Below are 12,504 nucleotides of genomic sequence, written 5' to 3' on the forward strand. Positions count from 1 at the left end.
GTCGTGCATGGAAGGGATGACGTATTTTAGGAAATGTCCCCGTTGCATGGCAGCGACATTTGAAAATGCTGGCTATTCGATTTGCCAATGACGTCAGCGTGTCAGACCACAGAAAGCAATGAGCCGATCAGCGAGGTCGAGCGCCAAGAGGGAGGCGTTGTCCCGGTAGAACAGAGCAAGCTCGAAGTCCTCGACCGGTGGCAAATGCTCGGCGATACCGAGCACACGATGCGCCGGCAGCCGGCAGCTTGCCGGTAGCAGGCTAACGCCGAGACCGGCGGCAGACGCGGCCGCAAGGGCTGCGAGGCCCCCGCCGCTATAGCTGACGCGCCAGCGAACGCCGAGGCTGTCCAGCGTCTGACACAGTTCCTCGCGGTAAAGCCCGTTAACGGGAAAGACGGCGATCGGAACCGGCGATTGGTCGATAGCTGGGTGCTTCTGGCTATCGAGCCAGAGCAGTGGTTCGGCCCGTGCGGCGCGTGGCAGATGTACCCGTCGCTGCTTGACCAATACGAGGTCGAGTTCCTCTTGAAGGTAGGCTCGGTGCAGGTCGCGGCTGAGGCCGCTGGTGACGTCGAGTCGGAGATTCGGATGCTCGCGCTTGAAGGCTGCAAGCAACTCGACCGTCGGCACGGTGAAATCCTCAGGCATGCCGAGTCGCAAAACGCCGTCTCGCCACGGGCCGGTCAGCGCATCGTGCGCCTCCTCGTTGATCGCAATAATGCGTCGCGCATAGCTCAGAAGCTTGATGCCCTCTTCGGTTAGCCGCACCTCGTGGGAGGTTCGCTCGAAGAGCGCCTTGCCGAGAAGTTCCTCCAGGCGGCGCACCTGCTGACTGACGGTGGACTGCGATAGCGACACCCGGTCGGCCGCGCGTGTAAAACTGGCGGTCTCGCTCACGGCCACGAAGCTGATCAGAAGCTGCGGGCTGAACATGGGATAGCGATTCATAATTCCGCCGTCGCGCGTTGGACCATTATCACTTCTAACCGGACGCGAAGGACTCCACAATGTTCGCATATTCGAAGGCGTAGGCAGACAAATGAAGCGTCCGAACCGCAATTGGGCACGGACGCTTTCCATCACAGTTACTTCAACCTGTCGGCCAATTTCTCGATGGCTTTGACGGCGCAGGCTTCATCGAGGTTGCCGCCCGGTGCACCGCCGACGCCGATCGCGCCGACCGTGTCCTTCCCGACCTTGACCGGCACGCCACCGGCGAGCACCAGGAAGCCTGGGATATCTGCGAGGCCAGCGGCGGCACCGTTCTTCTGCACCGTCTCGGCCATGCCGCTGGTCGGATTCCGCGAGGATGCGGATGTATAGGCCTTGGCTGTCGCGGCATTCGCGGTGTGAGCACCTGCGCCTTCAGCGCGGACGAGCGCCAGCAAGATGCCCGCGCGGTCGGTAACGGCGGCTGCGACGTTGTAGCCATCAGCGGCGCACGCGCTGACGGCAGCTTGAGCAAGATCGACTGAAAAAGCAGTGCCGAGGCTGGTTTGCTTCGCGATATCTTCCGCAACAGCCGGGGCGGCGATAACGGTGCCAAGAACAATAGAAAGAAGGACGCTTTTCATCATGGGAACCTCCAGGTGTTCGTTTTCCCGGAAGAGGGTGTATCCAGCGTGGTGCCGTTCCGAAATTCGCACGGTCACGGAAGCTTATCGGTAGGATTACCGATACACGCCGAGCCAGATGCGCGTCTGCTCGGCGACAGCGGGCGTTCCAAGCTTCATGGCGATGCTTGCTCTGTGGCTGTCGACGGTGCGGACGGAGACGTCGAGGGTTGTTGCAATATCTTTGCTGCCCAGCCCCTTTGACACGAGCTCCATGACCTCGCGCTCACGGGCAGTGAGCTGGTCGAGCAGGTTGGCGGTTTCCTGTCGGGCAAGCAGCTCGGCAAGTTGCGCCTCGCACGAGGCAATCGCCTCGATCAGCACATGTTCATCAATGGGCTTGACCAGGAAGTCTGCCACGCCGGCCTTGAAGGCCCGGCGGCAGGCTTCGACGTCGCCATGCCCGGTGATCATGATTGCGGGCCACGCAATGCTCATCTCGGCCAGCTTCTTCAGCAGCTGCAATCCGCTCGTTGCCGGCATGCGCAGGTCAAGGATCAGTATGCCGGGCTTTGCCTTGTCCATATGGGCGAGCAGGTGCGCCGCATCCGGGAAAGCCGTTACTTCCTTGCCATAGGTCGAAAGCAGCAGCACCAGAGCCTCGCGCACCGAGGCGTCGTCATCGACAAGATAGATCATTGAGCTCCTCCCGACGGCAGGCGAATGATGAAGCAACCACCGTCATCGTTGCGTGCCTCGATTGTGCCGTTCATTTTTTCGATCAGGCGCGCACAAAGAGGCAACCCAAGACCCATACCGTCCGGCTTGGTGGTAAAAAATGGCTCGAAAATGCGGTCCAAGGCAGCGACATCGATCCCCGGACCGTTATCAGCGACAGCAATGATGACGTCTTGGCCTTCGGATCCGGTCCACAGGTTGATGCGCGGTTCAGGCCGACCAAAGAGAGCTTCGACCGCATTGCGGATCAGATTGTGGATGACCTGCTGGAACGAGATGACATCGATTGCCACCATGCAGGACCGGTCGGAGATCGCGATGTTCAGCGCGATGCTCCGTTGTACCAGGTCCGCTTCGACGAGCCGCACCGCATCAGTCAGCGCATCGGCAAGCGCCACCATCTCGATCCGTGCCTTTGCTCCAGAGATATAGGCCCGCATACGGCCCAGAATGTCGCCTGCGCGTTTTGCTTCACGGACGTTGGCGTCGAGCGCCTGCAACAGGATGTCATTGTCCTGGATCACCAGCGCCCGTCGCGCGGCTTGACTCTGGCTCAGCAGGGCGGCAACCGGCTGGGCCAGTTCATGGGCGATGCCCGAAGCCATCTCGCCAAGTGCGTTCACCCGCCCGGCGTGGGCAAGGCGCGCCTCCTGCTCCAGCAGGGCCGCGCGTCGCTCCTGACGATGTCTTTCTTGCCTAGCATTGCGATATCCCACCACCAGCCAAACGAGCGCCGCCAAACCGAGCATCAGTGGTGCAATGAGACGCGGAGGCATGAGCTCGCCGAGGCTGAAGCGCCGTCCCAAGGTGAGGTGCAACGGTTGACCCGGATTACTGGCCGACAGGCTCGTCGCTGCGCTGAGGCGTGATGCCTCGTTCGCTCCACTGGTGAATAGTTTGATGTCATCGAGCGACAGGCCGACGAAATAGCCAGGAGAAATCTCGTCGGCCGGTAACAACGCGCTGGCGTTGATGCGCAACCGTAGCAGCCGGTTGCTTTCGACCAGCTTATAGATGTCGTAGGCATTTTTTCCGACGATTGCTCGGATTGCAGTTTCGCCGGGCTTATTGAATCCCGGCAACTCGGCACCAGCAGGGTATTCGGCAACCGTTGGGCCGGTGGGCTTTCCGTAGGTGACCACATGGGCCGTCGGACCATCAACGTGGATCGTCGCGATGTCGTCGATGCGCGGGTAGAAGGCGGTAATCGAGTTGGCAAGCCCCTGAATGGTAGGGGATGGCTCGGTCGGCGACATGCGGATTACGGCCGCAAGTGCGGTCATGTGGGCATCATGCTGTGCCAGCTTTTCAGCGAGCAGCGTATCGGTCTGCCGCGCCAGCGCCGAAAGTTCTGCAAGGCCTGCACGATATTCGATCGCAGCGACCGTGGCGATGCTGATCAAGCTGCTAATCAGCCAAATTGCGAGCGGTAGGATCCACTGAGTCGAGCGATTTCTTTTCATTGTGTAGCGACGAGAAGGACAGGCCTTTGCATACTAAAAAACCTCAGGATCATTCACCCTGTCCGGAAGGGCGGCCGCGGAGCAAAATGACGCCGCTATGCTAGAGCTGCACCTCCTCCTCATTAGAGCAGGAATTCACGTGATTAACCGCCTCTGGCGCGCAAAGCAAATTCGCCCAAAATCAAGGGGTTTCATTCGACCGTGAAGCTTGTGTGGGCCAACCCGTGATTAGTCACGCCTTGCATCCAAGCTCTGGACCATCCGAGTCTGAGGGCGGAGAGAAGGTTTTGGTGACCAAATACGGGTGATCATGGCGCCTATCTTCTGTACTTGCAGATAGAGCGCCGGCACGAAGACGAGCGACAGCGCCGTCGAGGCGACCAGTCCGCCGATGACGAAGATCGCCATGGGAGCGCGGAATGCGCCGCCGTCGCCAGTTCCGAAGGCGACGGGCATCATGCCGGCAACCATGGCAACAGTGGTCATGACAATCGGCCGGAATCGCCGTTCGGCGGCCAAGACGACGGCCTCTCGGGGCTCCTCGCCCGCCTCGATTATCCGACTGGCCAGATCCACGATCAGAATGGCATTTTTAGCGACGATGCCCATAAGCATAAGAGCTCCGATCAAGACTGGCATGGTCACGCCATGGCCAGTCGCGGCGAGCGCGATGAGCCCGCCGGACAGCGCCAGCGGTAGCGACAGAAGGATTGTCAGCGGTTGAAACGGACTACCGAAGAGAACGAAGAGAATGACAAAAACGCATGTCGAGCCGAGAATGCTCGCGTCAACAAAGCTCGCAAAAAAATCTTCCATCGAGCGCGTTTCCCCGGCCGTTTGCAGGATTACACCGGCCGGTAGCGGATGTTGTTCAATCAGTGACTTCACGAGCGCGAGCGCCGTCCCCGGCGAGGCGCCCGCAGCAAGATCGGCGTTGAGTTCGATCCGGCGCAATCCGTCCTGGCGAAGGATCTGGCCGGGTCCATAAGCTGTCGCGATGCGTGCAACTGCCCCCAAGGGAACCACCTTCCCGTCTCCTGTTCGCAGGGGAATGGTCTCGACCACCGACAGTTCATTGGCCGATTTTGCGGCCTCAACCCGAACGGGGACGCTCCGGCCATCGATCTGGATGGAGCCGAGTTCCCGATCCCTGTCGCCCATCGTTGCAACGCGCACCGCATTCGACAGCGAATGCAGGTCGACACCCAAGGAAGCGGCAAGATCAAGGTCCGGGATGATTTGGAGCTCCGGCCTGTGCGCAGCGCCGAAGGATGAGACATGACCGACTGAGGGGATGGTTGCCATTGAGGATGCAAGCCAATCGGACGCGCGCTCCAGTGCCGCCGCGTCCTCTGACAGCAACGAGACGGAAAACTGCCGCCCGCCCGTCAGCCCAAGTTGATTGACCCCGATGTCGGCAACCGATGTTAGTTTCCGGGCGATATTGGAGGCGATGACCTGTCGCGTTTGTGCGCGATCGGCAGGGTCGGTGAGTTCAATCTGGATGGAGAAGGCCTGTCGGGTTGCGACGCGGCCAGCGGGGGCAGATCTGTAAGCGTAAACATGCATGACATTTTCATCAGCGGCGAGCAACCTGGTCACTTCGCCAGATTTCTCCCGCATGGAGGCGTTGCTCGTGCCGCCCGCCATCTCGACCGTAAATCGCAGTTGTGTCCCGTCCTCTTCCGGAATGAAGCCCCGTGTCAGGCCGGGCAGGACGAAAAAGGCAGTCCATGCGAGGGAAGCAATGCCGAGAGCAATCGTGATGAAGGACATGTCAAGCGTCATGGCGCGGCGAGGCAAGCCCGCTCTTGATCGTCCAAGTGGAATGCGGTGGCGGCCGGTCGCAAATCTCAGCAGTCGGGAGTAGCCGCTGGCAGGCAAGGCGGAGTTGCGTAGAGCGGGCGCCCTCGGCCGGAGCATTCTCGAGGCGAGAAGCGGCGTCATGAGACGGGCAACGAGCAGAGACGCCACCGTTGCCGCTGCTACCGTCATGCCGAACTCGCGAAAATATTGACCGGGCATGCCGCCGATCATGGCAAGCGGCGCAAAGACGGCAACGATCGTCAATGAGATCGCAATAACGGAGCTGCCGATTTCGTCCGTTGCATCGATAACCGCCTGAAACGGGGTCTTTCCCATTTCCAGATGCCGGGCCGTGTTCTCGATTTCGACGATGGTGTCATCGACAAGCAGGCCGATCGCCAACGTCAATCCGAGCAGCGAGACGAGGTTTAAGGAGAAGCCGAGCGCCTCCATCACGAAGAATGTCGGAATTACGGCAAGCGGTAAGCTGATTGCTGCGATCGTGACTGAACGCCAATCTCTCAGGAAGAGGAACAGCACCGCAATCGTGCAGACCGCGCCTTCGATCATGGCACTCACGGTGCTTGCAACATTGTTGCGGGTGTAGCTGGCATTCTCGTCCAGTAAGGTGAACTGCAAGCGCGTGTCTTCAGCGGCGAAATTGTCAATCGCCGCGCGGATGCGGGTGAATGTTTCGACCTCGTTTGCCCCTTTCTCCGTGAAAAAGGAGAGAGCCAGGATGGGTTCCCCGTTTAGTTGGGCGAAGCCGTTGGCCTCGGCCCAGCCATCTTCGATCCGGGCGATATCCGAAAGCCTCAGAATGGAACCGTTGGCATCCGGCAATACGACGTTGGCGAGTGCGGCAACGGCCGAAGGTGCCGATACCGTTCTTATTGGCCGATCGATGTCATTGGTGGACGCGATGCCCGCGGGGGAATTGGTGATCGCAGTGCGAAGCGCGGCGCTTACGGCACCAGCGGACAACCCGCGGGCGAGCATCTCGTCAGGGTCGAGCCAGACCCGAACCTCACGGTCGTCACCGCCTCTAAGGACGACCTTTCCAACGCCCCGAATTCGCTCGAACCGGCGCAGGACATCATCGCTAAGCAAGCGGTTGAGCGCCTGAAGAGACATTGTGTTCGACTGCACGGCGAAGGTCGCAATGGCGATCTCCCGCAAGTTTGATATCTCGATCGCCGGCTCTTCGACCGCCGCTGGAAGGTCGCCTCGAATCGAACGGATAGCGCGATCGGTACGCTCGAGCGCCAACTGTGGGTCAATGCCGCTATCGAACTCCACGTTGAAGGTCACAGCGCCATCCTCAATCGTAGTATCAAGGCGACGGATACCTTGAAGTCTGAGCAAGGCATCTTCGGATTTCTGCGCAACGTCATATTCGAGATCGCTGGCCGAGGCCGCTTGCTGCCGAAGCACGACCTTGACGATTGGAGACTCCATTTCGGGAAAACGGTTGATCGGCAACGCATGCAGCGACAGAAGGCCCATCACGACCAGAAGAACGAAAATCGCAATGCTGTAGGCGGGCCTTTCGATCGACCAGCGGGAAAGGTTGAACGACATGAGCAACCTCACTTGCTCGAGGCGAGAACGGAGGCGACGGGCACCTGTCGCACACGCATACCCGCCTGGACGATTCCGCTTGCACGCAGCACGACATGCTCGCCCTCGCGCAGACCTGACAGGATCTGGATCTGCTCAGCCGTCTGCTCCCCGGTCACCACGCTTCGCCTTTCAACGACACCTGAGGTCACCACATCCACCTGCGCTCCTTCAGGCGCCTGACGGACGGCAGCGACAGGCAGGACAAGCGACGTTCCTTCGACATAAGGCAGCTCGGCGCGCGCGAAGGCGCCGATCTTCAAAACATCGGATTGGGGAAGGGCGATGCGAAGGCGCGCCATCCTGGTGGACGGATCAACGCTGGGCGCGATATGCCGCAGCGTGCCAGAAACGGCTGTGCCCATACCTTGAACCGTGACGAGGACAGGCGAATCAGTTTGGACGCGCCCGACAAGACGCATTGGCGCCATGGCCTCGAACTCGACGAGACCATCTCTGACAAGCCGGAATAGCGGCGCGTCGGCAGAGGCGATGTCGCCGAGCCTTGCGATCCGCTCGGTGACGATGCCGGTGGCGGGCGCCCTGATCCGGTTTTTTTCGAGGCGGGTCATCAGCTCTCGGCGTTTGACGTAGGCAATCGCGCGTTCTGCGATGGCAACACGTCTCGTTTGCTGCGCGGTCCTCAGCTTGGCTTTGGCTACCTTCACGTCGGCCTCGCGCTGCTCGAGCGCGTCAAGTGATGTCACCCCACTGCGTGATAGCGGCTGGGCCCTTTCGAGTGCCTTGCGGGCCAGGTCCAAATTGGCCTCTTCCAGCGCGATCGAGCTTTCGCTTTGGAGGAGGAGGGCGCTCGCGCGCTCGATCTCGACCTCGTTCATCGAGACAGCGATTTCATCGAGATCGGACGCCAGGATGGCGAGTATCTGCCCTTCATGGACTTGATCGCCTTCTTCCACGAGGACCGCCTGAATTCTCGCGTGTTGGCTCTCGGTTCCAACCGACACCTCCTCACGCGCCACAAGCGATCCAGAGACGATCGTGCGCGTCTCGAGACGCCGGGTTTCGGCCGTGACCGTTGTGACGGTCGGCGCGTTGTCGGCATTTGAAACGAGGCCTATATCCGAGACAAGTTTCGGCGAACCCGCCCCCAAACGCGACTTTCCGACAAGAAGGGGACTGACGAGCACGGCGGCGGCAATCGCCGCAAGCGCGATCGCCGATGCCATTTTCCGCAGCCAGGCGACGCAACCTTGCACGGTGGCGTCGAGCCGAGATTTATTCGTCCATCGCCGTCTTCCGTTCATGACGGTGCCCTCTACGCCAAGGTGGCACTCGCAATCGCAGCGCGGTCGCCACCGGTGGAACAGTTGCTCATGGCCAAGAGGGTGCGACAGCCGGCGCAGATGGCCGGTTCCTTTGGCTGCCAAGCCGGTATCGGTACCCTTGTCGGCTGCTTTCTGATCCCCGAAGCGCGAGCGAGCCCCATCTGCTCCCAAACCTCGTCCAGGGCCGCGACCAGCCGATCGATGTCTGCCCGGCTATGGAGGGGCGAAGGGGTGATGCGCAGCCTTTCTGTGCCGCGGGGAACGGTTGGGTAGTTGATCGGCTGGATATAGATGTCGAAATCGTCGAGCAGCAGATTGGCGACGGTCCGGCATTTCACGGGATCGCCGACCATTACCGGCACGATGTGGCTGGGGTTGGCGAGGTGCGGAATGCCCCGTTCGTCGAGGCGCTCGCGCAGCATCCGAACGTGACGCTGTTGAGCTTCCCGTTCCCGTTGGCTCTCCTTCAGGTGCCGTACGGAGGCAAGAGCTCCGGCCGCAAGCATCGGCGGAAGCGCCGTCGTGAAGATGAAGCCGGAGGCGAAGGATCTGACGAAGTCGACCACCGGAGCGCTGGATGCGATGTATCCCCCAACGACCCCGAATGCCTTGCCGAGCGTGCCCTGGATGATTGTCAGACGATTCATCACCCCGTCACGCTCTGCGATCCCTGCACCATGCCGGCCGTAGAGGCCGACGGCATGGACTTCGTCCAGGTAGGTCATGGCGTCATACTGTTCAGCCACGTCACACAGTTCCGCGATCGGCGCGATGTCGCCGTCCATGGAATAGACGGACTCGAAGGCGACCAGCTTTGCGCGGCCGGGTTCGACTTCGCGCAGAGAGCGTGCCAGATCCTCTGGGCTGTTGTGCTTGAAGATCCGGTAGTCGGCCCGGGAGTGACGAATGCCTTCGATCATGGAGGCATGGTTGCCGGAGTCGGACAGGACGACACAGTTCGGCAGCTTCGCCGCAAGGGTAGAAAGGGCCGCCCAGTTGGAGACGTAGCCCGACGTAAACAGCAGAGCGGCCTCCTTGCCATGGAGGTCGGCCAATTCGCGCTCCAGCAGGACGTGACTATGGTTGGTGCCGGCGATGTTGCGCGTGCCGCCGGCGCCGGTGCCGCACAGGTCGATCGAACGATGCATGGCTTGCCGAACCTTGTCGTTCTGCCCCATGCCGAGATAGTCGTTGGAACACCAGACAATGACATCACGGACGCGCTCGCCATCATGATAGCGGGCGCGCGGAAAGGCGCCCGCCACTCTTTCTATGTCGGCAAAGACGCGATAGCGCCCTTCCTGACGTAGCCCATCCAGGGCGTTGGTGAAGAACGCACGATAGTCCATTGCCCCCTCCTTGGTCGGATCCCAATCCTCGGTACGAGGTTCCGACTTGATTCCACCTTGTATGGTAAGGGAGTTCACGGGCTGTCAGGGACCTACTTAGGTTGAACGAAGTTTGCGACGTAGGTGCCGTTGGACTGGACGAAAGTCCCATAGTTTCCTGCGACCTTTGTAGTTGGTCTCGGAGACGCCCCCTCAAATATGGGCTCTGTCTCCAACCGGCAGCCGGAGGTGCGTGCGGACCACCCGTTTTGGGCTGGCAAGAGTGCCAACGGACCGCGCTTACACCGTTCCGTGGCTTGCCTTTTTCTCTGCGCCTCTAGCTACCACCTGATCGTGTTTCAGGAATGATTTTGTGGAGAGGGTGATGTCTGTTCCGGACGATCAGGTTCTAACGCTGCAAGTTGCCAACATGAGGCCACAGGACGCCGGAGCGAGCATCGCGCGGCTATCCGCTACGGCAATGAATAAGGTTGGCGTGCGCGAGGGCGATCTCATCGAGTTGATAGGCAAGCGTCACACGGCCGCTATTGCGATGCAGCCTTACCCGGATGACGAAGGGCTCAACATTGTGCGCCTCGATGGCTTGCAGAGGGTCAATGCAGGTGCGACGAGCGGCGATCACATCGAGGTTCGCAAGGTCGAGGCGAGGGCGGCCGCCAAGGTCGTGCTCGCGCCCGCGCAGAAAAACCTCGTTCTCCAGGGCTCCGGCGAGGCATTGCAGCGAACGTTTCTGCATCGGCCCATGGTCGCAGGCGACGTCATCTCGACCTCCGTCCAGCAGCGCGCAAGCGGACGAGATCCGCGGGATCAGGCGTTGCGAAACCTTCTCGATCTGCCGGCATACGGCCTCCAAGAAATCAGGCTCGTGGTCGTGTCGACGCAGCCGCGCGGCATCGTCCAGATGACTGAGCAAACCGTCGTTGAGCTTCGCCCGCAGTTCGAAGAGCCGAAGGAAGCACGCAGGGCAGACGTTACCTACGACGATATTGGCGGTTTGGGGTCTTCTGTGGACCAAGTCCGGGAGATGGTCGAGTTGCCATTGCGCCATCCTGAACTGTTTCAGCGGCTCGGGATCGATCCGCCGAAGGGTGTTCTTCTTTACGGCCCTCCAGGGACCGGCAAAACGCTGCTTGCGCGAGCCGTTGCCAACGAAACGGAAGCCAACTTCTACCATATCGCCGGCCCGGAAATCATGGGCAGCCGATACGGTGAGTCCGAGGAGCGGCTGAGGCAGGTGTTCCAAGAGGCGTCGCAAAACGCGCCGTCGATCATCTTCATCGACGAAATCGATTCCATCGCCCCAAAACGCGAGCAAGTCACCGGCGAAGTGGAGCGGCGCATCGTTGCTCAACTATTGACCCTGATGGATGGGTTGGAGCCGCGGCAGAACATCGTGGTGATCGGCGCGACCAACAGGCGCGATGCTATCGACGAAGCGCTTCGTCGGCCGGGGCGCTTTGACCGCGAAATCGTCATTGGTGTGCCGGATCAGAATGGAAGGCGGGAGGTTCTTGCCATCCATACAAGAGGAATGCCGCTCGCTGAAAACACCGACATGGATGAGATCGCCCGGACGACCTACGGCTTTGTCGGTGCCGATCTCGGTGCATTGGTACGCGAGGCGGCCATGGACGCGTTGCGGCGCGTTCTGCCGGACATCAATCTGAGGGATGGCATCCCCGCCGAGGTCCTCGAAAGACTCACGGTATCGCAAGATGATTTCATGTCCGCAATGAAGCGCATACAGCCATCGGCATTGCGCGAAATCATGATCCAGGCCCCCAATGTCCGGTGGGAGGATGTTGGCGGCCTTGATGAAGCGCAAATGAGGCTGAGAGAAGGGGTGGAACTGCCGCTTCGATCTCCCCAGTCGTTCAAGCGCATGGGCATCCGTCCGGCGAAGGGCTTCCTGCTATTCGGACCGCCCGGAACGGGCAAGACACTTCTTGCGAAGGCGGTCGCTCGCGAGGCCGAGGCCAATTTTGTCGCAACCAAATCGTCCGATCTCCTGTCTAAATGGTACGGCGAATCCGAGCAGCAGGTGTCCCGCCTTTTCGAACGCGCCAGACAGGTCGCGCCGACCGTGGTCTTCATCGACGAGATTGACTCGTTGGCACCTGCGAGAGGTGGAGGCTTGGGCGAGCCCGCTGTGACAGAGCGCGTCGTCAATACGCTTCTGGCTGAAATGGACGGCCTCGAAGACATGCAGGGTGTCGTCGTCATGGCTGCCACCAATCGCCCGAACCTGCTTGATCCGGCTCTGCTTCGCCCGGGCCGTTTCGACGAGTTGGTCTATGTTCCCGTTCCCGATGCGAAAGCGAGACGGAAGATCTTGGGCATTCATACGAAGAAGATGCCATTGGCTGGCGACATCGATCTCGACGACCTGGCTGAAAAGACGGAGCGCTTCACCGGAGCCGATTTGGAGGATCTGACGCGGCGGGCAGGGCTGATCGCGCTTCGCCAGTCTCTCGACGCATCGACGGTCACCAACGAGGATTTCACGAGAGCGCTGCAGGAGGTGCGGCCGTCTGTAACGCCGGAGATGGAGCGAGAGTACGAGGAGATGCTGCGCACACTTCGCCAGGAGAATCCGCAGAGAATGCAGATCGGCTTTACAGCTCGGCGACAAGCGGCCGAGTAGCCTGCCGCCTGTCCAGCGGACCGCTTGTTTCGGTTGTCATGC

The 12,504-nt window shown here is 60.6% G+C and carries 8 protein-coding genes; 1 reads left to right on the plus strand and 7 read right to left on the minus strand.

Going from position 1 to position 12,504, the window contains the following annotated elements:
- Positions 1-93: 93 nt before the first annotated feature.
- The 7 genes from FHT97_RS14475 to hemA form a co-directional block, all read right to left on the minus strand.
- A complete protein-coding gene (locus tag FHT97_RS14475; RefSeq protein WP_183863102.1) occupies positions 94-951 on the minus strand; it encodes a LysR substrate-binding domain-containing protein in 858 nt (285 codons plus the stop codon).
- A gap of 137 nt (positions 952-1,088) precedes the next feature.
- Positions 1,089-1,580: a heme-binding protein gene (locus FHT97_RS14480; protein ID WP_246712637.1), complete on the minus strand. Its 492-nt coding sequence runs from the start codon at positions 1,578-1,580 to the stop codon at positions 1,089-1,091.
- Between the two features lie 93 nt (positions 1,581-1,673).
- A complete protein-coding gene (locus FHT97_RS14485) occupies positions 1,674-2,255 on the minus strand; it encodes a response regulator (protein WP_183863104.1) in 582 nt (193 codons plus the stop codon).
- The gene (locus FHT97_RS14490; RefSeq protein WP_183863106.1) at positions 2,252-3,550 is read right to left on the minus strand and encodes an ATP-binding protein; all 1,299 of its coding nucleotides are present in this window, start codon (positions 3,548-3,550) and stop codon (positions 2,252-2,254) included. Before FHT97_RS14490 ends, FHT97_RS14485 begins: the two co-directional genes overlap by 4 nt.
- Before the next feature lie 435 nt (positions 3,551-3,985).
- Complete coding sequence (locus tag FHT97_RS14495) at positions 3,986-7,144, minus strand: efflux RND transporter permease subunit (RefSeq protein WP_246712638.1); 3,159 nt, start codon at positions 7,142-7,144, stop codon at positions 3,986-3,988.
- Positions 7,145-7,152: 8 nt separating this feature from the next.
- The gene (locus FHT97_RS14500) at positions 7,153-8,370 is read right to left on the minus strand and encodes an efflux RND transporter periplasmic adaptor subunit (protein WP_246712639.1); all 1,218 of its coding nucleotides are present in this window, start codon (positions 8,368-8,370) and stop codon (positions 7,153-7,155) included.
- Positions 8,371-8,459: 89 nt separating this feature from the next.
- Complete coding sequence (hemA, locus tag FHT97_RS14505) at positions 8,460-9,818, minus strand: 5-aminolevulinate synthase (protein WP_183863110.1); 1,359 nt, start codon at positions 9,816-9,818, stop codon at positions 8,460-8,462.
- A gap of 364 nt (positions 9,819-10,182) precedes the next feature.
- Between hemA and FHT97_RS14510 the strand changes: the two genes are divergently transcribed.
- Positions 10,183-12,462: a CDC48 family AAA ATPase gene (locus tag FHT97_RS14510; RefSeq protein WP_183863112.1), complete on the plus strand. Its 2,280-nt coding sequence runs from the start codon at positions 10,183-10,185 to the stop codon at positions 12,460-12,462.
- Positions 12,463-12,504: the final 42 nt, after the last annotated feature.

This window comes from Rhizobium sp. BK399 (genome assembly GCF_014194695.1).
GTDB lineage: Bacteria > Pseudomonadota > Alphaproteobacteria > Rhizobiales > Rhizobiaceae > Rhizobium.